Source organism: Psychromonas sp. KJ10-10, assembly GCF_047323245.1.
Taxonomy (GTDB): domain Bacteria; phylum Pseudomonadota; class Gammaproteobacteria; order Enterobacterales; family Psychromonadaceae; genus Psychromonas.
Genome location: NZ_CP178826.1, coordinates 4,016,937 through 4,039,866 on the forward strand (window position 1 = coordinate 4,016,937; position 22,930 = coordinate 4,039,866).

The 22,930-nt window shown below is 36.1% G+C and carries 15 protein-coding genes and 6 pseudogenes; 8 read left to right on the forward strand and 13 right to left on the reverse strand.

Annotated features, from left to right (window positions below; all coding sequences use genetic code 11):
• The first annotated feature begins 318 nt into the window (after nucleotides 1-318).
• The gene (locus ACLKMH_RS23015; RefSeq protein WP_413700110.1) at nucleotides 319-897 is read left to right on the forward strand and encodes a hypothetical protein; all 579 of its coding nucleotides are present in this window, start codon (nucleotides 319-321) and stop codon (nucleotides 895-897) included.
• Between the two features lie 58 nt (nucleotides 898-955).
• Entirely contained in the window at nucleotides 956-1,789 is an 834-nt protein-coding gene (locus ACLKMH_RS23020) for an HD domain-containing phosphohydrolase (protein WP_413700111.1), read from the forward strand.
• A gap of 161 nt (nucleotides 1,790-1,950) precedes the next feature.
• Here ACLKMH_RS23020 and ACLKMH_RS23025 read toward each other — a convergent pair.
• Together ACLKMH_RS23025 and fkpA are read right to left on the reverse strand one after the other, a co-directional pair.
• Nucleotides 1,951-3,154, reverse strand: a pseudogene (locus tag ACLKMH_RS23025) (NAD(P)/FAD-dependent oxidoreductase).
• A 117-nt stretch (nucleotides 3,155-3,271) separates the two neighbouring features.
• A pseudogene (gene fkpA, locus ACLKMH_RS23030) lies at nucleotides 3,272-4,061 on the reverse strand (FKBP-type peptidyl-prolyl cis-trans isomerase).
• A gap of 536 nt (nucleotides 4,062-4,597) precedes the next feature.
• On the opposite strand from fkpA, the gene ACLKMH_RS23035 reads away from it, so the two are divergent.
• The 4 genes from ACLKMH_RS23035 (at nucleotide 4,598) to ACLKMH_RS23050 (ending at nucleotide 7,196) form a co-directional block, all read left to right on the forward strand.
• Entirely contained in the window at nucleotides 4,598-5,176 is a 579-nt protein-coding gene (locus ACLKMH_RS23035; protein WP_413700112.1) for a WD40 repeat domain-containing protein, read from the forward strand.
• Between the two features lie 15 nt (nucleotides 5,177-5,191).
• Nucleotides 5,192-5,401: a SlyX family protein gene (locus ACLKMH_RS23040; protein WP_413700113.1), complete on the forward strand. Its 210-nt coding sequence runs from the start codon at nucleotides 5,192-5,194 to the stop codon at nucleotides 5,399-5,401.
• Nucleotides 5,402-5,439: 38 nt separating this feature from the next.
• On the forward strand, nucleotides 5,440-5,916 hold the full coding sequence (locus ACLKMH_RS23045; RefSeq protein ID WP_413700114.1) for a hypothetical protein: 477 nt from the start codon (nucleotides 5,440-5,442) through the stop codon (nucleotides 5,914-5,916).
• A 206-nt stretch (nucleotides 5,917-6,122) separates the two neighbouring features.
• Nucleotides 6,123-7,196 (forward strand): GNAT family N-acetyltransferase, encoded by a 1,074-nt coding sequence (locus ACLKMH_RS23050; RefSeq protein ID WP_413700115.1) that lies wholly within the window; start codon nucleotides 6,123-6,125, stop codon nucleotides 7,194-7,196.
• Nucleotides 7,197-7,274: 78 nt separating this feature from the next.
• On the opposite strand, the gene ACLKMH_RS23055 is transcribed toward ACLKMH_RS23050, so the two are convergent.
• From ACLKMH_RS23055 to ACLKMH_RS23070, 4 genes and pseudogenes are all read right to left on the reverse strand, one after another.
• Nucleotides 7,275-8,216, reverse strand: a complete 942-nt coding sequence (locus ACLKMH_RS23055) for an AEC family transporter (protein ID WP_413700116.1) — start codon at nucleotides 8,214-8,216, stop codon at nucleotides 7,275-7,277.
• A gap of 322 nt (nucleotides 8,217-8,538) precedes the next feature.
• A pseudogene (locus tag ACLKMH_RS23060) lies at nucleotides 8,539-9,771 on the reverse strand (type II secretion system F family protein).
• 142 nt (nucleotides 9,772-9,913) lie between these two features.
• Nucleotides 9,914-11,606, reverse strand: a pseudogene (pilB, locus tag ACLKMH_RS23065) (type IV-A pilus assembly ATPase PilB).
• Nucleotides 11,606-12,031, reverse strand: a complete 426-nt coding sequence (locus ACLKMH_RS23070) for a pilin (RefSeq protein WP_413700117.1) — start codon at nucleotides 12,029-12,031, stop codon at nucleotides 11,606-11,608. The pseudogene pilB and the gene ACLKMH_RS23070 overlap by 1 nt, the downstream one beginning before the upstream one ends.
• A 1,134-nt stretch (nucleotides 12,032-13,165) precedes the next feature.
• Here ACLKMH_RS23070 and ACLKMH_RS23075 point away from each other — a divergent pair.
• Nucleotides 13,166-13,315, forward strand: a complete 150-nt coding sequence (locus ACLKMH_RS23075) for a ComEA family DNA-binding protein (RefSeq protein ID WP_413700118.1) — start codon at nucleotides 13,166-13,168, stop codon at nucleotides 13,313-13,315.
• A gap of 133 nt (nucleotides 13,316-13,448) precedes the next feature.
• On the opposite strand, the gene glnS is transcribed toward ACLKMH_RS23075, so the two are convergent.
• The 7 genes and pseudogenes from glnS to ACLKMH_RS23110 form a co-directional block, all read right to left on the reverse strand.
• The gene (gene glnS, locus ACLKMH_RS23080) at nucleotides 13,449-15,104 is read right to left on the reverse strand and encodes a glutamine--tRNA ligase (protein WP_413700119.1); all 1,656 of its coding nucleotides are present in this window, start codon (nucleotides 15,102-15,104) and stop codon (nucleotides 13,449-13,451) included.
• A 334-nt stretch (nucleotides 15,105-15,438) separates the two neighbouring features.
• The gene (locus ACLKMH_RS23085) at nucleotides 15,439-15,975 is read right to left on the reverse strand and encodes a glucose PTS transporter subunit EIIB (RefSeq protein ID WP_413702451.1); all 537 of its coding nucleotides are present in this window, start codon (nucleotides 15,973-15,975) and stop codon (nucleotides 15,439-15,441) included.
• A 12-nt stretch (nucleotides 15,976-15,987) separates the two neighbouring features.
• Nucleotides 15,988-16,855 (reverse strand): annotated as a pseudogene (locus ACLKMH_RS23090) (PTS transporter subunit EIIC); the annotation flags it as partial.
• A gap of 284 nt (nucleotides 16,856-17,139) precedes the next feature.
• Nucleotides 17,140-17,856, reverse strand: coding sequence for an NRDE family protein (locus tag ACLKMH_RS23095; RefSeq protein WP_413700120.1), 717 nt, complete (start codon nucleotides 17,854-17,856; stop codon nucleotides 17,140-17,142).
• Nucleotides 17,844-18,380, reverse strand: coding sequence for a hypothetical protein (locus ACLKMH_RS23100; protein WP_413700121.1), 537 nt, complete (start codon nucleotides 18,378-18,380; stop codon nucleotides 17,844-17,846). Before ACLKMH_RS23100 ends, ACLKMH_RS23095 begins: the two co-directional genes overlap by 13 nt.
• A gap of 70 nt (nucleotides 18,381-18,450) precedes the next feature.
• Nucleotides 18,451-19,149, reverse strand: a complete 699-nt coding sequence (locus tag ACLKMH_RS23105; RefSeq protein WP_413700122.1) for a type IV pilus modification PilV family protein — start codon at nucleotides 19,147-19,149, stop codon at nucleotides 18,451-18,453.
• The gene (locus tag ACLKMH_RS23110) at nucleotides 19,149-20,528 is read right to left on the reverse strand and encodes a hypothetical protein (RefSeq protein WP_413700123.1); all 1,380 of its coding nucleotides are present in this window, start codon (nucleotides 20,526-20,528) and stop codon (nucleotides 19,149-19,151) included. Before ACLKMH_RS23110 ends, ACLKMH_RS23105 begins: the two co-directional genes overlap by 1 nt.
• A gap of 334 nt (nucleotides 20,529-20,862) precedes the next feature.
• On the opposite strand from ACLKMH_RS23110, the pseudogene acs reads away from it, so the two are divergent.
• Nucleotides 20,863-22,808: pseudogene (gene acs / locus ACLKMH_RS23115) on the forward strand (acetate--CoA ligase).
• Nucleotides 22,809-22,930: the final 122 nt, after the last annotated feature.

A 22,930-nucleotide genomic window follows, 5' to 3' on the forward strand; every position in this document is an offset into this window, starting at 1 on the left:
TCTGGTATTACGTTATGTTGAGTCGTTTTTATATTTTTAAGTATTTTATACTAAAATGATTTTCAGTCTCTATATACTTGGGAATTAATATTCATTTTCAATAAGAATTTCCAGCCGAACTAAAAGTGTTAGTTTTGTATGATACTGATGCAAATTTTCAGAAAACTATATGATCTTCGACTAAACTGATAATAATTGCATCTACACTGCAATTACCATAGCAAAATAAGAAGTGAGTTAACTACTACAAGTTACCTAAGCAAATTATCTAACACGGGTAATTAAACACTGGTAAAAACGATTCGAAAAGGTGTATGGATGCAAAACAAAAATTATAACTCCTCTCTTACTTTTAAGCTTTATATTCTTGTAACTTTCTTATTTGGCACTTATGGTGGGCGAGTATGTCCGATGCTTGAAACCTTAACACCGGTTGAAGTTTTCATTCACGTAACAATCACCTTCTCTATGTTATTAATAGTGCGTCATTATTTTTTAGCTAACCATAAGCTAATTAAAGAAATAAGGCAGGTTAAACTCGATAGCATTTGTTTCACTATAGCAAGTATTCCACTCGCTCTTTATTATAACCTTAGTTATGATTTTCCCTTAGATAGCAATATAAAAGTAGTCTTCGGTATGGCCCTATTTGGTTTTTTTACCGGTTGCATATTACAGCTCTCCGCTAAACTCGCACAAATAGATGAAATGAAGCGTATCAATCAATTCGATTTTAAATTAACAGGTCAACGAAGCTCACTGGTTAAACAAATGATTGGCTTAGTCTTGATGTTGCTAATAATACTCACAACAATGTTAACTATGATAGCTGTTAAAGATATATTTTGGCTCGAGAAACAACCCTGCTCGTATATTAGATGGAAGTGGGAAAATTAGTGTCATTAAAGAACTAATTTATCTATCTGCTATCCTAATGGGTTATGCAGTAACAATTATGCTCCTATGGAGCAAAGTAATTAAAAGCATCCTATTAAGTCAGGAGCAGGCTCTTGAGATGGTTAAAGAAGGGAGTATAGACACTCGCCTACCGATATTTGATCATGATGAGCTTGGTTCAACTGCTTCATTAACGAATTCAATGTTGGATAACCTCGAGTCAACTCAGTGTGAAGTTGAAACTACCCGAGATGTTGCAATTGTCAGCTTATCTGCACTGGCTGAATCTCGTGATAATGAAACCGGCGCTCATATTTTACGAACACAGGAATATGTCAAAGTACTGGCTGAGAATCTAAGTCTATCCGATCGTTATTCAAAACAACTTACCAAAAACTACATTAATATTTTATACAAATCAGCGCCATTACATGATGTTGGTAAGGTTGGAATTCCAGATAATATACTACTAAAACCAGGAAAATTGACCGATGATGAATTTGCAATCATGAAAGGTCATCCACAAATTGGTGCAGAAGCTTTATCAATTGCAGAAAAACAGCTAGGAAGTAGTTCATTCCTGCAGGTAGCAAAAGAAATAGCATTAACACATCATGAAAAGTGGAATGGCTCGGGTTATCCAAATCAGCTTTCAGGCGAAGACATTCCGATATCAGGACGTTTAATGGCACTTGCCGATGTCTACGATGCTTTAATATCAAAACGTATCTACAAACCAGCATTTTCACACGAAAAGGCAAAGCAGATTATCCTTGAAGGCAGTGGCACACATTTTTGCCCAGCTGTTGTACAGGCATTCATTTCCGTTGAAGAAAAGTTTGTTGAAATTGCGACTAACTTTCAGGACAGTGAAGCAGAACTAGCAGGGTAGGAAACTAAAGAGTGTAACAACTTTTTCATTGTTGAGTATTAATAGTGTTCTACATTAATTTATTATTAGACCATATAAACGAAGACAATCTATTTTTATTTAAATACATAAGCTTAGGTAAAAAACAAAAGCATTGTCTTCGTTTTAATTCTACAAATACTTTAAACTTCTTGCCCTGCGACCCAGCCACTGCTCCAGGCAAACTGGAAGTTAAAGCCTCCCAACCAGCCAGTAACATCTAAAGCTTCACCGATAAAATATAACCCTTGAACAGATTTACACTGCATAGTTTTAGATGAAATCATGTCCGTATCAACTCCCCCTAAGGTTACTTCAGCTGTCCGATACCCTTCAGTGCCGTTAATTGCTGGCGACCAACGATGGAAGAGTTGTGCAATTTGTTGTAATTGTTTTTCATTATATTGCTTTAAGGGAACGCTAAGAATTTCTTCACTTTCTAATAAACATTCAACAACACGTTTAGGCAAGTGATGGCTGAGTAATGTTTTTAAGCCCAATTCAGGCCGATTTTTTTGTGTTATTAATAATTCTTGTAATAGATCCATTTGAGGTAAAAGGTCTAAAAATAATGGCTCACCTGGGAACCAATAATTGGAAATTTGTAAGATAACCGGACCACTTAAACCACGATGAGTGAATAATAAGGCTTCATTAAAACTGATTTGTTTTGTTTTTTTCCCCTGTTTAATATCACAACTTGCTGTCGCAGGAAAACTAATGCCAGAAAGATCTGCAAATTTCTCTTTCTGAGATTGATGCAAAGTGAACGGAACTAAACCTGCTCGTGTTGGTTTAACAGGAAGCTGGTAGTGTTCTGCAATTTTATAAGCTAAAGGAGTTGCCCCCATTTTAGGTAATGATAATCCACCTGTTGCGACCACCAAAGAACGACACTCGTGATTACCTAATTTGGTTTGCACAGTAAAATGGTTATCTTCGATTTGTTCGTTGCGAAATAATGTCACATTGCAACTGTACAGTAACACCGACGGTTGTCGCTTCATCTAATAACATTTTAATAATCTGCTTAGCACTATCATCACAGAACAATTGCCCATGATCACGCTCATGCCAGCTGATCTTATGTTTATCAACCATGGCAATAAAATCCCATTGGTTATAACGACTTAAGCAAGATTTCACAAAATGAGGGTTATCACAAAGAAAGTTAGCCGGCTCTACGTAAAGGTTGGTAAAGTTACAACGCCCTCCTCCACTCATAATTATTTTTTGCCCTGCTCGTTTAGCATGGTCAATAACTAATACTTTACGGCCACGTTTACCCGCTTCAATTGCACACATTAATCCAGATGCACCGGCACCAATAATGATCACGTCCCACATTATTCACTCTCTTTTTTAACAACTTTATTTTATGGCCGTAAGGATACAGTAAAACGCGCCTTAAAAAGATAGTGCTATAAATTTAAGGCAAAAAAAGATCGCACGTGGCGATCTCTTTTATTTAACTTGCTTGAGAATTATTCTGCGGCTGACTTCTTCAGTCGTTTCAGGGGCAACGATTTCTAATAGCTCTACTTCAAAAATAAGTGTTGCGCCAGGAGGAATAGATCCTGCGCCTTGTTCGCCATATGCTAACTCAGATGGAATAACGAATTTGTATTTTTCGCCAACACTCATCAATTGAACACCTTCAGTCCACCCAGGAATAACACGGTTTAGCGGGAAAGTAGCAGGTTGACCACGTTGAATTGAACTATCGAACTCAGTGCCATCAACTAAAGTACCAACATAGTGAACAGAAACTGTATCTTCTGCAGTTGGTTTAGCGCCTTCAGCGAGCAGTGATAACAGAATATTGTAAGCCTGATTCGGTTACCGTTACGCCTTCAGCCTTTGCATTTTCAGCTAAAAATGTTTTTGCTTCTTCTGCGACTTTTGCGACTTGTTCAATTTGTGCCTTTTCTGCGGCGACTTTTACTTCTGCATCATATGCAGTAAGCGTTTCAATCATTTCTTCTTCGGTCATTTGAGACTTATCACGTAACTTGTCTGTGATGCCCTTTAAAATAACTTCTTTGTCTAGTGACATGCCAAACTCTGCTTGCTTATCAATAGTTGTATTTACGTAACTTGCAAATGAAGCGCCAATGGCATAAGTCGCTTTTTCTTGACTGTTTTCAAAAGCAACTGGTGCTTCTACAGCGACTTCTTCTTTCTTTTCTTCATTACAAGCGACTGTAAATGCAACCGCTGCAGCTAATAAAGAAACTCTAAATACGTTTTTCATTGTTACTCCAAATATAAGAAATACAAAAACTTGTTAATAGGTAGTCACTTATTTAATCAAGTACTACCAAAAATGATACGCTTATACTAACCTTAATGATAATTTTCACCAAAAGTTAATTAGCAAATGTTATTAAAATTTTCTTTAAAAATACTTTTATTATTATCCACGCTTACTTTTGTATTTTCTTGCTCGCAATCTGACACGCCTTCGCAACAATATGAGCATGCAATCGAAGGCGCTTTTCTCTTGCGGAAATTTCACAAAATGGAGATTATTCAATTATATCCTCGATCCATCATGGGTTAGGATTTTGGGATAATCGAAATAATAAATTATTATATCAATGGCAACATCGTAATGTTGCAAGTAATGATATTTATATCGTACGTATTGCCTCGGATAATAGTTATGCGCTTTCAGCCAGTCGCAATGAATTTGCAGTTTGGGATATTAAAACAGGTCAGTCAGCTGGTTTTTATCAAGTCAGTGACTCTCCTATTAGAGATATCAGAATCTCGGCAAATGGACGTTACGTGCTTTATGGACAAGTAAACGGCAAACTAGTTCATATTGATTTACAAACAGGTCGTCGCTTGGAAATGCCGATCCACACACAAAAGATAAATAGCGTTGATCTTTCAGCAAATGGTTTTTATGCCCTTTCTGGTGGCAATGATTACCGCGCCTTTTTGTGGAATACACAAACAGGTCAAATTATTCGAGAGTTTAACTTTCAAAACCGAGTTTCCATGGTCAAACTGGAAGATAATGGCCGTTTCGCTTTTATTGCCGATAATCAAAAGTCATCACAAATTTGGAATTTAGAAACAGGTGAATTACAAAGTACCCTGATTTACAAAGCTCGTCAGTCTATATTTTCCTCCGTTCGTTTTGTCAATGAAGGTAAAATGTTGCTCACAGGAAATGGTACCAAAATAGTTAACCTGTGGGATGTTAATAGTGGTTTAAGCCTTCAGAAATGGACGGTGACACCGAGAAAAGAAACTCGTCCAAAAACAGCTGTAGTATATTCTGCTACATTGTGGGATGCTAATAACATTGTAACGGAAAGCTCTGCAGGATTTCTTGAAATCTGGCCGATTGAAAATTAAAAAATTAGGTAAAAAATGTCTAACGAAAACCGTATTGAACAATTAGAAATGAAAGTTGCATTTCAAGATGACAACATAGAAGTGTTAAATGATGAAATTTTTGATCTGCAACGTAAGCTTCAACTATTAACAGAGCAAGTTACCTATTTAGTCACAAAATTAAAAGAGGCAGAGCCCGATAACGATGGTATTGAGCAGGTTGATATGCGACCGCCACATTACTAACTTAAAGAATTAAAGCGAATAAAAAATTAAGTAATCACATGAATAATACACCTTCTCAAATTAGCCTCAGTTATTTTATGCCAAAAACCATTGTTGGTCAGCTGGCAAACCTCGTTACTCCACTTCTAGACAGGTTATTTGGAATCAAGAAACTGCAAAAGCTTTATTTAAAGCATGATTTTGCCGGTTTAGAAAAACAAGCATTTACCTTGAAATTACTTAAAGTATTAGGTGTTACAGTTGAAGGCGAAGATGCATTAATCAATAAGATTCCTAAAACAGGTCGTTTTATTGTTGTCTGCAATCACCCATATGGCATGATTGAAGGGGTTATTATCGCACGTTTATTAACCGCAATCAGACCAGACACTAAAGTGATGGCAAATATTGGATTAACCCTTTTAAGGAAATTCAAGACTATTTTATTTTTGCTAATCCTCTCAATCCTAAGTCTGCCATTAATCAACAGGCAATTAAGGCTTGTTTTCAACATTTACAAGATGATGGTTTATTAGTTATTTTTCCAGCGGGCAGTGTCTCCTCATTTCAACAGGATAAACAGGAGATATGCGATGCCCCATGGAACCGCCTTAGCGCGTCATTAGCAAGAAAAACACAAACCCCCGTTTTACCTTTATTTATATCAGGTCAGAATAGTGATCGTTTTCATCAACTAGGTGCTATCTATTATCGCTTTAGGTTAATGATGTTAGTGCGTGAAATGCTTAAGTTAAAAGGTAAAGTGATACAATTATTATCTAATGATATTGTCCCTGTATCGCAATTTGAACACTTTAAAAATAGCCAACATCTAAACGATTATCTACGTTTACAGTGTTATTTAAACCAGTCAAAAGTAGGACAGAAAGCATTAACTCAAACCCTAAACCCTATTCAAGAAGAACAAAATAGTGAAGATTTAAAGCAAGAAATTAATCGACTTCCTGAAAAAAATACTTTAGTTAATTATCGTCATTTTAGTGCTTATTACGCGCAGTATGAACAAATTCCTTATACCTTAAAAGAAATTACCCGTTTACGTGAAATCACCTTCCGTGAACAAAATGAAGGTAGCGGATTAGAATGCGACAAAGATGACTTTGATAAAACCTATACGCATTTATTTGTGTTTGATCATCAAGCGGAGAAAATTGTAGGTGCGTATCGTATGGGTCGTACAGACATACTTTTGAAACAAGATGAGCTTTCTTCACTTTATCTTTCACAAACTTTTGAATTTAAAAAAGATGCTTTTAACTTGCAAGCACCAAGCCTAGAACTGGGACGTTCTTTTATTAGCCCAGCTTATCAAAACAGCTTTTATGCACTGTTATTATTATGGAAAGGGATTTGTGCCTTTGCCTATTCACACCCACAATATCGAACGCTTTATGGCACTGTCTCGCTTAGCCAAAAGTATCAAGCTTTATCAATTACATTAATTAATAAAACGCTTAATCAACATACACCTAGTGTGCAAGCACATCACAACTATAAAAATTTAAATAGCGCAGAAATAGAGGGATATTTTAAAAAATACAAACTGCCATTACCATTATTATCAGCTCTGGTTAAAGGTATTGAAGAAGATAATAAAGATATCCCAATTTTACTTAAGCATTACCATAAAATGGGTGCTGAATTTCATGCCTTAGGTGTTGATAAACAGTTTAATAATACACCCGGGTTTCTGTTAAGTGTCGACTTAGCAAAGGCACCAGAGAAACTATTAAACCTTTATTTTGGTGTTGAGGAAAAAGTGAGTTATCAACAATATCAATCACCTACTTTATGACTAACCTCAGTTCTGGATAAGCAAAAGGATGCTGTACCGTTATTTCGCTTCCATTATCCAAAACTGAGGTTAACTAATTTAGCTAATCCAATTAAGGATATTAGGTATAAATGGCAACATAACTAAGAAAACCAAAGAACTAATGATCCAACAAGCATTAGCTAAATTTTGGTCTAATTTATAAATAGTTGCTGGCATAATAACAATAAAAGCCATTGGCATTGCCGCTAACAAAACGGCGACCTGTAAAAATAAGCCGTTATATAAATCAGCTTGTCCGATAATCATCACCAAACAAAAAACAATAATAGGTAATATAATTTGTTTGCATAATGCTAATGTCAGAGCAACTCGCCAATGCTGTAAAACTGATTTGAACCTAAATACTAAACCAACTGATACCATTAAACTAAAGGTACCAATAGGGACAAGTATCGAGGTTAATGATTCAAACCAAACAGGACGAATTATTCCTGTTTGGTTTAGTAAGCCACCAATAAGCAATACCACGAACATAGTTTTTAAAATAGGATCCTGCCACCATCGGCGCTTTTTCAACTGCGTTAATTGTGAATAACTTTGTGCATAGGGAAATAAAAAACCAAAATAAACCACTTCTTCAAACAGCTTAAACAAAGGAATCAGCGCAAATCCACTTTCACCAAGATACACAAATACCACTAATGCCCCTATCGCCCCTAAGTTTGTAAAACTACCTGCAGGAGCAACTACAGCATGTTGTAGGGAAGGTAATCGATAACACTTAGAAACTAACCAACCGATCACAAATCCTAGCAATAAAAAGCTTGTTCCTATGATTGGTAACCAGGCTAAATGCCAGCTTTGAATATTTAATTGCCAAATAGCCAATAGCACAGAAAGTGGAATAGTAATGCGCATAGCAATAAAAATAGCAATGCTTTGGATTTGATAAGAATGCTCTGGTAAACGGCGATATAAAATCTGACCACATAAAAAACCAAGCACAATAATCATCAATACAAAAACAATAGCCGTCATAGAGAAACCTTAAAAGAAAAAGAAAAAAAGAGAAAGAAAAAGGCAAATACCAATTTAACGATATTTGCCTTTGAATAGATTTGCTTGAATAGTTTATGGTTTAAATACTAACTAACCTCAGTTCTGGATAAGCAAAACGATACAGTACCGTTATTTACGCGTATTTCTGAGTTAAATCATCTCCCAATAACCCGTTATTGCTTCGATAATTCGCCTTGAACTACGCAAAACTAACAGCACTGTATTACATATTTTTTAAGCTATTGAAATTTAATATTATTTCGCTTCCATTATCCAGAGCTGAGGTTAACTATTAGAAAAACTAGCCAATAACACTACCTAATTGGAATATTGGTAAATACATGGCGACAATCAAACCACCAACAACCACACCTAATACCACCATGATCATTGGCTCTAATAGGCTTGTTAAAGCATCTACAGCATCATCAACCTGTTGCTCATAAATATCAGCAACTTTACTTAACATGCCATCTAAATCACCAGACTCTTCACCAATCATTACCATTTGCCCGACCATATCAGGAAAAGCACCGGTTGTTTTCATAGCGACATTCATTTGCATGCCTCCCATCACCTCCGTTCGCACCGTATTGATGGCCGTTCGGTAAACATAATTACCCGAAGCACCAGCGGCGGAAATTAATGCATCAACCAGAGGAATACCAGCGACAAAAGTCGTAGACAGTGTTCGCGCAAAACGTGCAACGGCGACTTTATCTAAAATAGTACTAATAACAGGGATTTTTAAAATAAATTTATCGGTATTATTTCGTACTTTTTGCGATTTCAGATGTGCTTTTTTAAACAGAAATACTGCTAACATGACAATACCTAAAATAATATACCAGTAGGACTGAACCGCATCTGAGATAGCTAATACAAATAAAGTGAAAGCGGGTAACTCCGCACCAAAGCCCTCAAAAATATCCTGAAATTGTGGTATGACAAATAAGAGCAATAACATGGTTACCACGCCAGCAACAACTAAAACAGCGGCAGGATAAAACATCGCTTTTTTAATTTTAGACTTTAAAGACTCTGATTTTTCTTTATAAATAGAAATACGGTCGTAGATAGTTTCTAAGGCACCTGATTGTTCTCCAGCATCTACTAGGTCACAATACAGATCATCAAAATATTTAGGGTGACCACGTAGGGTTTGTGATAATGGCGTACCAGAGGCCACTTCATTAGCAATAGAGCTCATTAATTCGCGTAAAGGCGGCTTTTCATTACCCTTTGCTATCATTTGTAGGCTTTGAACTAAAGGTACTCCGGCACCTAACATAGTGGCGATTTGACGCGAAACTATGGCAATATCCATTGCAGTAATCTTATTTCCAAAAGAAAAAGAGGTTTAGCTTTTTTCTGTGTTTTAGTAACATTTACACCTTGCTTGCGCAATTCTGCTTTAATTTCAGTTTGCAGATTCAGCTTGTAATTCACCAGAAACTTTTTTACCTTTACGGTTTATACCCTTCCATTTATAGGTATCAATGACGGTCGCTTTAACTTTTTTCTTTGTCGCCATAATGCATTCCTTGGTTTTGCATTTCAATAATCAATATGATTCACCAGCTTTTAATTAAAAGGAAGTATTTCAGATAAGTGATTAATTTATATACCTATATTTATACCCAGATTGACAAAAATAAGCCATCACAGAAAAGTAATTATGTTACCCTTGTGACCTCTTTCAAGCTGGTAATTCCTTCGATAGCCTTTTGTAAGGCAGATTGACGTAGTGTATACATCCCCTCTGCCTCAGCAACACTGGCGATTTGCATTGCATTGCCATCATTTAAAATAATATGGCCGATATTATCAGTCATAGCCATTACTTCATAGATACCCACTCGTCCCTTATAACCATCACTACACATTTTACAACCTACGGGTTTGTAAAGAGTAAAGCCTTTTTCAATATCAGCGGCATTAAAACCAATTGTTTTTAGTTCTGCATCGGTATAAGTATCAGGCACCTTGCATTCATTACATAAACGGCGCGCTAGACGTTGAGCTATAATAAGAGAAACTGAAGAGGCGATATTAAAGGCTGGTACGCCCATGTTTAATAATCGCGTTAAGGTTTCAGTCGCAGAGTTTGTGTGTAAAGTTGATAGTACCAAATGCCCTGTTTGTGCGACTTTAATGCCAATTTCAGCGGTTTCTAAATCACGAATCTCCCCAACCATAACAATATCAGGGTCTTGACGTAAAAATGAGCGTAATGCTGAAGCAAAGGTCAGCCCCGCTTTAACATTAATTTGTACTTGATTAATACCGGTTAAGTTAATTTCAACCGGGTCTTCCGCCGTTGAGATATTACGTTCAGAAGTATTAAGAATATTTAACCCAGTATAAAGCGAAACTGTTTTACCACTACCCGTCGGGCCCGTGATTAAAATCATACCCTGGGGTTTTTCTAAGGCGCCTAAATATTTTTCTTTCTGTTCATTGCTATAACCAAGTTTATCAATATCTAGAGCGTGCTAGCGGAAGAGTCTAGAATACGCATTACGATCTTTTCGCCCCACATAGTGGGTAAGGTACTGACACGTAAATCTATACTTCGTTTATTAGAAATTTTAAGCTTTATCCGCCCATCCTGAGGTAAACGACGCTTCGGCTATGTCTAATTTTGACATGACCTTTAAACGCGCAGAAAATCGATTTGCAAGATTAACCGGAGGGGTTGCAACTTCTTTTAAAATACCATCGATACGAAAACGGACTCGATATTTTTTTCATAGGGTTCAAAGTGTAAATCTGAAGCGCCTTTACGTACCGCATCAACTAAAATACCATTGATATATTTTACAATAGGCGCATCATCATCAACACCCTGGGTTTCATCTAAACGTGAATCAGATTCATCCACCTCGATATCATCGAAATCCCCCATGTCCATAGCTTCAAGGGTTTCTTCATCACTTTCCAGTAATTTATCAATGGCTTCCTTTAAAAACTGCTCCTCTACCAATAAGGCTTCAGTGTGCATTGAAAAACTAAAACCAAAATCTTCTAAGGCGCCCACATTAGTGGGATCAGACATAGCAATATAAAGAGTTTTTGTTGTACGTAGACAGGTAAAACATGATGTTTTTCTATTAATTTCTGATTCATATACTTTTCAGGAATATTATCCAATTCCAGTGTTTCAGAATCTAATAGAGGAATACCATATTCAGCTTCACAGAATTCAGCTAAGGTAAGGCTAGCAATAAAATTATTTTCCACCAAATAACTAACCAATGATTTTTTTTCATTAGCCGCGGCAGAGGTTATTTTTTGAAGTTCATCGAAGGGTAGTAAACCACGAGTGGCCAAGCTCGATGCTAGGCCACTAATATTATGAGATGCCATTAGTTGCCGGCACTGCACAAACCTTGAGCTAGACAAGTACCACCTTGTGACCAATTAACAGTACCATTTGAAATAGTTGGTGTTAATTCGTAAGTTGCAGTAGAGCCAAGTGAACTAGTTACAGTGATTTTACCGCTAGCAACTGTTGCTGTAGTTACATAATCACTATTAATAACACCTGCATTATTATCTGCAGGAATGCCATATGTCCCAGGAGCTAAACTAGCTACTGCTGTTATGCCATTAACTTGAACAGCCAACTCTATAGGTGTTTTATACCCTGTTGCCGCTAAAATAACCTCTGAAAATTTCGCTCTGTCTGTATAAGTCTGATAAGCAGGCAATGCAACCGTCGCTAAAATACCGATAATCGCAATAACGATTAACAATTCAATTAATGTAAAACCATTTTGTACTTTTTTCATTACAATTTTCCTTTGATTAAAATTTACAACTCTTCACGTTTATCCCTAAACTTAACGTCTTGGAGAGTAGCCGTTAAAAATTGCAATAAAGTCATCTTATTAAAAAAGCATTAGCACCCAATATATAATGCTAATCCCCAAATGTTCTAATCTATCCGCCGAACCACTAACAGCACTATTAAATTAGCTCTATTAAAAATAGCACAACTTAGATTAAAACTTTAATAAAAATAACTCAAGTATGAAAGGTTTATTTTTTATATATAATTATCAGAAAAAACAATTAGTAAAATAATCGATAAAACAATTAACTAACAGGATAATTACATCACTTTTGTTTATCGCTTTAATTCCTCAAACTAGAGAAAAAACAACAAAAACAACTAAATATCAAATTTTAATGATCACCATAAAAAACAATCAACCTTGCGTTTACAAATATTCGCACAAAGCTTAAATTCAAGCAAGCCTAATAATATGATTTAGATGATAATTAATAGATAAATATCTCAATTTTTATTAATCAAAGCAAAATAGAAGCACTAACTTTAGTGATAAAAATAAAAAATTAAGATCTTTAATTTAACATTAATCAAAAGTACCCTTTGAAAATATTCTTTCGCACTATAAAGATTCACGTTTTTATTCTAAGTCAACATTTTAAGTAGCTTAAACGATAGTAGTTATTAACATATTTATTGTAAAAATAATTTATCGTACAAATGTGAAATAGTAATCTATTAATAGGTAAAAACAGTTAATAAAATCAGAATAATTATCAACTGCATTTTACCATCAACATCCACTTTCCAAGCAAAATATGACCGATAAGTGACCAATGATTGATTTTTTAATTTACAAACAACTCATTATTTGACTTTAAAATCACTTAATATAGATTATTTTGTCACACTCATTGTTATAAGGAAATATCATGTTAAAAATATTAACCCGTTATCTAATGATCATCACCTCTTTACTTATACTATCTACAAGTATTCAGGCCTTTAGCAGCTGACAAGACTGTAGTAGCCATGAGCGATGAAAAAGCCATGAGCGATAAAATGACGATGAACTCAGTGCCAATTACAGAAAAAATACATATCAATCAGGCGAGCGACTGAAGAGCTTTCTATGATTAAAGGAATTGGCCCTAGTAAAGCTCAGGCAATTGTTGATTATCGTAACAATTATGGGAAATTTAACAGTACTGATGAACTTATTAATGTGAAGGGGATTGGTAAAGGTACTTTAGAAAAAATAGAACCATTTATTTCTCTATAAAAAGAGTTTTAACACTTACTTATTTTTTAAAAGATGGGTAATAATAGAGAAAAGAAATAGTTAACGAACATAACTTCAACCTACACTTAAAATCAGTCTAGGTTGAAGCTGTACTATAGCTATTTAACCCCTATTAAAAGGTCGCTCGTAATGCAACAGTGCGATTAAAGACTAAATGTTCTGCTGTTGAATCCTTATTATCGGTACAGAAGTAGCCTTCTCGTTCAAATTGATATGCTTTTTCTGCAACAGCTTCAGCTAAATTAGTTTCCACATAGCCATGTTTAAGTATTAATGAATCAGGATTTAGTACGCTGTTTACATCACTTTCTGCACCTGGATTATCAACTAAGAACAAACGATCATAAACTCGGAACTCTGCAGTTTTATTAATTTTAGCATCCACCCAATGGATCACGCCTTTTACTTTACGTCCATCTTCAGGGTTTTTACCTAAGGTACCGGCATCGTAAGTACAATAAACCTCAGTAATATTTCCCGCATCATCTGTTTTAAAATCATCTGCACGGATCACGTAGGCATTACGCAAACGAACTTCTTGATTTAATTTAAGACGTTTATAATGCTTGTTTCCCACTTCTTTAAAATCAGCACGATCAATATAAAGCTCTCTAGAAAATGGTAAAGATCGTGTTCCCATAGTTTCATCTTTAGGATGAACAGGCGCCGTTAAGGACTCACTTTTATCTTCATCATAATTAGTAATAATTACTTTAATAGGATCTAATACTGCCATTGCTCGCGGACCATTTGCTTCGAGATCTTCACGCACACAGGCCTCTAAAGAAGCAAGCTCAACGGTATTTTCTTGTTTAGTTACACCGATACGTTTTGAAAATTCACGTAATGCAGTCGCCGGATAACCACGACGACGCATACCTGAAATAGTTGGCATACGTGGATCATCCCAACCAGAGACTAACTTATCTTCAATCAATGCATTTAACTTTCGTTTTGACGTTAAAGTATATTGCAAATTTAGGCGTGAAAACTCTATTTGACGAGGTTTCGGCGCAATTGAAATATTTGCCAATACCCAATCATACAAAGGGCGATGATCTTCAAACTCTAAGGTACATAAACTATGAGTCACGCCTTCGATGGCATCAGAAATACAATGAGTGAAATCATACATTGGATAAATGCACCATTTATCGCCTGTTTGATGATGATGTGCAAAACGAATTCGATAAATAACCGGATCACGCATTTTCATATTAGGTGAAGCCATATCAATTTTTGCACGAAGCATCATTGAACCTTCAGAGAACTCGCCGGCTCGCATACGTTTAAATAAATCTAAACTTTCAGCTACAGGGCGTGATCTGAAAGGACTGTCTTTACCTGGACAGGTTAATGTGCCGCGATATTCACGTGTTTGTTCTGCATTTAATTCACAAACATAGGCTTTATCGTTTTCAATCAGTTCCACAGCATAATTATAAATCTGCTCAAAATAATCCGATGAATAACGTATATCCCCCTGCCATTCAAAACCTAACCAAGCTACGTCTTTGGCAATAGCATGCACATAATCTACATCTTCTTTAACAGGGTTAGTATCATCAAAACGAAGATTACAGGTCGCATTTTCATAATCTTTAGCAATGCCAAAGTTCAAGCAAATAGATTTTGCATGCCCAATATGTAAGTAACCATTTGGTTCAGGTGGAAAGCGTGTCTGGATAGACTGATGTTTGCCCGTTTTCAGATCGTCATCAATAATATTACGAATGAAATTGCTTGGGCGAGTGTCTACCTGAGTCATTGCTTACCTCTAAAAAATAATAAAAAAATATGTGACTAATAGGTACACCTTGAAATGAAGTGACTATTAGTTAGTTAAGCAGTAAATGCTTAGGGCTAAGCTATTTATGTTTAGTTCAAGGCAGAAAAGCACTGTTTATTAATATAATTGAGCACTTTACAACCATTAAATAGTCTTAAATAGCGACGACCTGAGCAGTTACTAAAATATAGAAGGCAATCATCTAATATTCCGCCCCTAAGCTCAAGTGAAAAGGCAAATAGTCATAAAAAAAAGCACCCTCATAACAAGAATGCTTTTTTAGAACACTACAAAGACGAATAGTTTATTGTATTTATTTTAATGCTTTTATACCTTCGGCAATGGTTTCTGCCTGCGGACCAATGATAACTTGCAGGTTATGCTCTCCAAGCTTAACTACTCCCATCGCACCAATACTTTTTAAAGTGGCTTCATTTATTAAATTACGATTTTTTAAGGTAACTCTCAATCGAGTAATACAGGCATCTACAGATTCCAGATTCACTGCTCCACCTAGTGCAACAATATATTGTTGTGCTAACTCCTCAGTGACTTTTTTGGTTGCATTTCTTTTCCTAGGTTGGCTTTGTATCGCTTCTCTACCGGGTGTTTTTAGGTCAAAGCCCTTAATTAAGGCTAAAAACACAAAGTAATAAACAGCAAAAAATGCAAGTCCTTGAAAAATTAACATATACCATTGTTTGGCCAACGGATTTCGTGACGATAAGACCATATCCACTAAGCCCGCAGAGAAACCAAAACCTGCCATCCACTCCATATTAGCGACAAGGAAAACTGAAATTCCTGTTAATAATGCATGGATAATATAAAGTAAGGGCGCAACAAACATGAATGAAAACTCAAGGGGTTCAGTCACCCCAGTAAAAAAAGATGACAAAGCAGTACAAGCATAATAGAAGCAACTTTCTCCTTCTGATCAGGTAAAGCCGCAGTGTAAATAGCAAGTGCGGCACCTGGTAAACCAAACATCATAATAGGGAAGAATCCAGCTTGATACATGCCTGTTTTACCAATGATTGCTGTACCCGCATCAATGCCAGCCTGGCCACTTAAAAAATTAGGGATATCATTAATACCTGCGACATCAAACCAAAACACTGAATTTAATGCATGATGGAGCCCCACTGGAATTAATAAGCGATTAAAGAAAGCATAAATACCAGCGCCAAATTCACCAAGTTCAGAAATATTCTCCCCAAAGGACTGTAATCCAGTGAAGATGATTGGCCAAACAAGCATTAATATAAATGATACGATAATCATGACTATAGAAACGATAATCGGCACTAATCGACGCCCGGAGAAAAATGCGAGAGCATGATGTAATTCAACATCAGAGAACTTGTTATAAAGTTCAGTCGCAATAATGCCAACAATAATGCCGATAAATTGATTGTTAATTTTATTAAAGGCAGAGGAAACTTCACTCACGGGAATACTTTCAATTTGAGCAACGGCACTTGGTGAAAGCAAAGTTGTCACCACTAAAAAACCAACTAACCCTGAAAGTGCGTGACACCATCTTTATCTTTAGATAAACCATAGGCAACACCAACTGCAAATAAAACTGGCATATTATCAATCACGGCGCTGCCGGCTTTAATTAAAAAAGCGACTAAGGCAGAATCTCCACCCCAGCCATTAGGGTCAATCCAATAACCAATTCCCATTAAAATAGCAATTGCAGGTAAAACAGCAACTGGTACCATTAACGCACGACCAACTTTTTGCAAATAACCAAGAAACACTCACGATCCCTTCTCCTAGAGCTTTTGTAATTTATTATCAGTATAAATTTCAATAGTTTCTACTTGTCTATCATTAAAAACAAGATATTTCCTTATTCCCAAAAGCAGAATAATGATTCTTCTAACAATATTTAATAATTTTTGAAAATGAGTCAATGAAATGGAGTGTAAAACTAGAGGCGATGACGATTAACAAGATAAATCATCATTCACTTATTAATATGATATTAAAAAGTAAATGATGCTTAAAGTTTACGTGTCATTAAACGTGTTTTTTGTTGATCATTTAAGTAATCAACATAATTAAAAACGATATCATTGGTTTGTTTTTGACCCACAGTTATATGACTAAAACTCACTGTTTGTGCATCTTCTCGTGACATTTTGACTGATAACATGCCATTTTCTTGTTGAAATTGATGATATTTCAGAAAAGTATCTGTATCTGATTTTTCATCTTCAACAAGTTGTTGGAATGCTAATTTTCGTGCTTCATAAACGCGATCATATTGCACACCTGAAGAGGTAATAGGTAAGTTTTTATCTACTTTTGTTAAATTTATACCATCCCACTGAAAACAATATATTTTATTATTCACTGATGAAGTATTTGGCAGAAATACACATAACTGAAATGGCTGGTAATCTTTTAAAGAAAGGCTATTTATCAACTCAAGTACATTACCCGTATTTTTTAATAATGATAAAATAATTTCGCCACGGCTATTAAAAGTTCTAGTTGGGGACTTTTGTTGAGCCTGATAAAAATTTAATAAGGCGAGTGATAAACCACTTTGATGCACCGCAAGCCAAGTACCTTTTCCTATTGGGTCAATCGGATAAATAGCATTAAGATCAGGATCAACAATTGGATGAAGAGCTTGGGCACGGCTTCTTTGTTCATCACGGTTAAAGAACAACTCATAACCCGATTCAGTTAACCGGTAAGTTAACGTGCACATTTTTCTTTCCTAGCGTTTGAGTCGCTATTACTTCGTAAGAATGTCGCCGTTGCCGGCGCAATCCCAAATTCTTTAGGAGTTGTTATTTTTTGTGCTTTTGAAATTTGTTCAATCATTGCAAAATGATGAATAGCATGGCTTGAAACAAAGATAAGTTCCCTTGCTAAGGTTGTTGGGATAGTTTCAACCTGTTTCTTTTCTATCGAAACTTCCGTTGATAATAAAAAGCTTTTCGCTAATAACTCATCGGTAAGTGATAATAAAAACGATTCTATTTTTGCAATTTGTTGTAATGCGACATCTATATCTGTTTCTACAGAGCCACCTCGACTACGTTTATCATAATCAACCAAGCCAATTTCTAGCCCGTTCATAATGGCAATATAATGATCTAATATATGACGCATATGAGCACCCGCTGAGCTCATAAATAATGGTGCAACTACTTCTGTATATTGAGCAGAAGTCGCTGAAGACAAATAACTTTTTGCCTGTGTAAGGATATTGACTTGACTACCTATCATGAAAATAACTCTTTGCATTAGTATTTATCGATACAATAGCATACCAAAGCGAAGCCTTTTACTTTTTTATTTACTTTACAAACAGTGTTGCTAATTGCGGATCATCTATTTGTCCTAGGTGTAACCATCCATCTGACACTATTCCATCTAAACTCATTGGTGCAACGAGATTATTCTGTTGATCTGCTATTGAGTTATGTCCCTCTGTGGCTTGAAATAACTGGCTATTATAAATCACATAAGCATCTATTTTATATTCCATTTTTGAGTCAAAGTATCCAATTTCATTAGTATTTAATAAATTCGGGATCTGATAGGAAAATCCCCCACCTTCATCATCACCGACTCCTTTTAATAACATCATTAAAGAAATTAATTCTGAATAAACAAAAGTTTGAATCTCACCTTTTGCATCAGGCCAAGTTACTTCAATATGAACATCCCTAATTGATGAGGTTATGGAAGCTCCCGAAACCAAACCAACATCCCACTTTAATAAGAAGGTAGTGCCAGCCTGCGAATAGCTTGATGTGCTCCCGTTCAGATTAACAATGTCTTGTATTTCTTTATTCTGTTTTATTTGTTCAAAATTTTTAGCGACTAATTTAACCACAGTGAGATGAGAAATATTATCTCGGCTTTGGTCTCCGATCATTTTTTGCAAACCCGAAATATTTACCGCTACAATGCACACGATGAATAATGAAACTAATATTTCGATTAAAGAAAAACCTGAACAGTAACGAAAACTAGAACGGCAATCCCCCATCAAAAATCTTTCCAAGTACCAGGAGAAAGTCGATAACCACTACCAGTGCTAGCAATTCCCATTTGAGAATAGAGTTGATTTAAAACCCTTTTATTAAAACGAGCGGAGAAGGTTGTTTGATTTTGATTATTTTCATTTTGTTGAGCATCATCATAGGAACAGTCGTATTCACTTAATAACGCACCATCAACATTAATTCCTGCCATATCGATACTTGTTGCATCTGCAATCTGTATCGCCAAGCCATTATCACCATATTGCACATTACCTTGTTGATCAACACTGTCATGTGTGCTGGGCAATAAATACAACATACCAATGACAGAGGTTTCAATATCAGCGGAAGTAACAAAAGTACCTCCTTCCATTAATATTAATTTGGGATGTTCCGTTGAGCCAATGGTAAATAGTTGATTATCAGATGTATTACTTTGTACTGCGTAATACTGATTAATATGACAATCCCCCTTTATATAAATAATGACATCATCTTCAGATATAGTTTGCAACATATCTGAACAATCTCCACCACTGGTCATGTCAAAGCTGGCAACATGATTCCACAGATTATCAAGATTAACTTGGTTCAATTCAAAACCTAAGGTCACTTCAAATAATGAGTCTGCTTGTATTTCAGTATCAGTAGAAACGCCTCCTATTTCTGAACCATCAGAAATTAATATTTTTCCCCAATCAAATTGCTCAATCCCCTCTTCGGTGGTTATTTTATTTATTAATTGCACTGGACTTTCGCCCTTTAATACTGCATCGGAAAATTGGCTCCCCTCTTCACCAGATTGACAGGGATTATCTGAACTTTCACTTTCAAGGTTTGGATTGCTGACAAGCATTTTTTCTGCGATGCTTCCTGCACTGATACAAGCATCACTTCCAAGCCCTTCGCATCCATCATTAACAATGGCTGTCGCATCTAAATTCAATTTACCATTAGCAGAAAGTGCCGCTTCAGGTGTGGGGTAGTTAAGATAAAAGTCAGCTTTAACGGAGATTTCACGTGTTGCACTGTCATCCATGGAAGTGCCGATTGAAGTTATTTTTAATTTACCAACTTTTATTTCTTCGACTGTCACACTGTAGTGATGACTTATATCGACATAATAAAAAGGTAAATTAATTAACATAGATTGAGCAATTAAGGAATCATCTAGTTGTGCAAGAACAAAGTTAATACCCGATTCCGCATTTGCAAAGGCTTCACTATTACGATAGTAATTAGCCATTATTTGGTTATCAATTAGTTGTAAAGAAGCCATGTGAGCAGTGAAAACAATACTAGCAAGACTAAGCAAAATAACAGAAGTTAACACAGCAAAACCTTGCAATCTTCGTCTAATACTATGCTGTACAACAGGTAACATAACAAAATCCCATTTAGCGAATTAAAACATTTACCCTCAAACTCAAACATGCCTATTTCTCAGTCAATATTAGTCAAATAAAAGACAAATTAAAATAACACTCATAACATACCTTGAAATTTATCGTACAAAAAACAAACAATTTTATTTTTATTGATGTTGATCGCAAAAACAATTTTACATGCTCTTTTTATTAACATTTATTTAACAAGCTTTAGCCACTTCACAATTTATTTTTTTGCTGTTTTAGACTGTTTGCTAAATATCAAACAGCCTCTAGCATTTAAATGCAGTGAAGTGTTTGTCTCTTTAATTATGTGGAGTTAATTTAATCATGACTGGAAATAACATTTACCCTGTTTCAGCAGAGCTTGCTGAAAAAAGCCTATTAACGAATGAGCAATACCTGACAGACTACGCCGCATCAATCAATGACCCTGAAGCCTTCTGGGGGAAAAAGGTAAAATTTTAGATTGGATAAAACCTTATACTAAAGTTAAAAACACCTCTTATGCACCAGGCAACATTGATATTAAATGGTTTGAAGATGGAGAGTTGAATGTTTCTGCCAACTGTATCGATCGCCACTTAGCAACAAAAGGTGATCAAGTCGCTATCCTATGGGAAGGTGACTCACCAGATCAAGACCAAAGCATCACTTATAACGAGCTATATAAACGTGTTTGTAAATTTTCAAACGCATTAAAATCACAGGGTGTAAAAAAAGGTGATGTTGTTTGTTTATACATGCCTATGACACCAGAAGCGGCCATCGCAATGCTAGCTTGTACGCGTATTGGTGCAGTTCACTCTATTGTATTTGGTGGTTTCTCACCGGAAGCAATTGCAGGGCGAATTATTGACAGTAAGTCAAAAATTGTTGTTACCGCAGACCAAGGCCGTCGTGGAGGTCGCCCCGTTCCACTGAAAGCGAATGTAGATGAAGCCTTAACAAAAAAAGGCACAGAATGTGTTGAAAAGGTGATCGTATTTAAAAATACAGGCAATGATGTCGCTTGGTTTGATGAGCGTGATATCGACTGGGAAAGCATCACTGAACCACAATCAGAAGAATGTCCACCAACTGCAATGAATGCAGAAGATCCATTATTTATTCTTTATACATCTGGCTCTACCGGTACACCAAAAGGCGTTTTGCATACAACAGGTGGTTACCTTGTTTATGCAACAATGACCTTTAAGTATGTTTTTGATTATCAGGAAGGAGACATTTACTGGTGTACTGCCGATGTAGGCTGGATCACTGGACATAGCTACCTAGTTTATGGACCACTTGCCAACGGTGCCACCACTCTTTTATTTGAGGGTGTTCCCACTTACCCAACAACCTCACGTATGAGCGAAGTCGTTGATAAGCATAATGTAACATTACTTTATACTGCGCCTACTGCGATTCGTGCATTAATGGCAAAAGGCGATGATGCGATCCAAGGTACTTCTCGCCAATCTCTGCGAATTTTAGGTTCGGTAGGTGAGCCAATTAATCCAGAAGCATGGCGTTGGTACTACGACAAAATTGGCAATCAATCTTGCCCAATCGTTGATACATGGTGGCAAACAGAAACTGGAGGCATTTTAATCACGCCATTACCAGGTGCAACAGATCTTAAACCTGGCTCTGCCACTCGTCCATTCTTTGGTGTGCAACCTGCATTGGTTGATAATGAAGGAGAGATATTAGAAGGCGCAGTTGAAGGTAACCTTGTCATGCTTGATAGTTGGCCAGGACAAATGCGTACACTGTTTAACAATCATGAGCGTTTTGAACAAACTTATTTCTCTACATTCCATAACATGTACTGTACTGGTGATGGTGCTCGTCGTGATGAAGATGGCTATTATTGGATAACTGGTCGTGTTGATGATGTATTAAATGTGTCAGGTCATCGAATGGGAACAGCGGAGATAGAAAGTGCTTTAGTTTCGCATCCTAAAATTTCAGAAGCGACAGTTGTTGGTGTACCTCATGAAATCAAAGGCCAAGGTATCTATGCCTATGTGACCTTAAATGCAGGTGAATACTCCTCACCTGAATTATACGCAGAAGTAAAACAATGGGTACGAAAAGAAATCGGTCCTATCGCAACACCTGATATTTTACATTGGGCAGAGGGGTTACCTAAAACACGCTCAGGTAAGATAATGCGTCGAATTTTACGTAAAATAGCAACCGGTGAAAGTGATCAATTGGGAGATATTTCAACATTAGCGGACCCAAGTGTTGTAGATCAACTGATAAAAGAAAATGCCGAACTTTAAATTTTTACTGTAATATTTTCTATTAAGAAGTGAGAGTTAACCCTCGTCTTTTTAGCTAGATAAACAGAGAAAACTAGCCAGGCAATTCACAAGCAGTTAGACTCCTAAATATCTTGATTTAG

Bases quoted from the DNA above. Each gene is read 5' to 3' on its own strand.
- ACLKMH_RS23095 (WP_413700120.1), bottom strand. From the start codon at position 17,856: ATGTGCACGTTAACTTACCGGTTAACTGAATCGGGTTATGAGTTGTTC.
- glnS (WP_413700119.1), bottom strand. From the start codon at position 15,104: ATGACTCAGGTAGACACTCGCCCAAGCAATTTCATTCGTAATATTATT.
- ACLKMH_RS23055 (WP_413700116.1), bottom strand. From the start codon at position 8,216: ATGACGGCTATTGTTTTTGTATTGATGATTATTGTGCTTGGTTTTTTA.
- ACLKMH_RS23085 (WP_413702451.1), bottom strand. From the start codon at position 15,975: ATGTTTGTTGCGCCCTTACTTTATATTATCCATGCATTATTAACAGGA.
- ACLKMH_RS23075 (WP_413700118.1), top strand. From the start codon at position 13,166: ATGATTAAAGGAATTGGCCCTAGTAAAGCTCAGGCAATTGTTGATTAT.
- ACLKMH_RS23040 (WP_413700113.1), top strand. From the start codon at position 5,192: ATGTCTAACGAAAACCGTATTGAACAATTAGAAATGAAAGTTGCATTT.
- ACLKMH_RS23070 (WP_413700117.1), bottom strand. From the start codon at position 12,031: ATGAAAAAAGTACAAAATGGTTTTACATTAATTGAATTGTTAATCGTT.
- ACLKMH_RS23100 (WP_413700121.1), bottom strand. From the start codon at position 18,380: ATGATAGGTAGTCAAGTCAATATCCTTACACAGGCAAAAAGTTATTTG.
- ACLKMH_RS23110 (WP_413700123.1), bottom strand. From the start codon at position 20,528: ATGTTACCTGTTGTACAGCATAGTATTAGACGAAGATTGCAAGGTTTT.
- ACLKMH_RS23015 (WP_413700110.1), top strand. From the start codon at position 319: ATGCAAAACAAAAATTATAACTCCTCTCTTACTTTTAAGCTTTATATT.
- ACLKMH_RS23045 (WP_413700114.1), top strand. From the start codon at position 5,440: ATGAATAATACACCTTCTCAAATTAGCCTCAGTTATTTTATGCCAAAA.
- ACLKMH_RS23105 (WP_413700122.1), bottom strand. From the start codon at position 19,149: ATGGGGGATTGCCGTTCTAGTTTTCGTTACTGTTCAGGTTTTTCTTTA.
- ACLKMH_RS23050 (WP_413700115.1), top strand. From the start codon at position 6,123: ATGCTTAAGTTAAAAGGTAAAGTGATACAATTATTATCTAATGATATT.
- ACLKMH_RS23020 (WP_413700111.1), top strand. From the start codon at position 956: ATGCTCCTATGGAGCAAAGTAATTAAAAGCATCCTATTAAGTCAGGAG.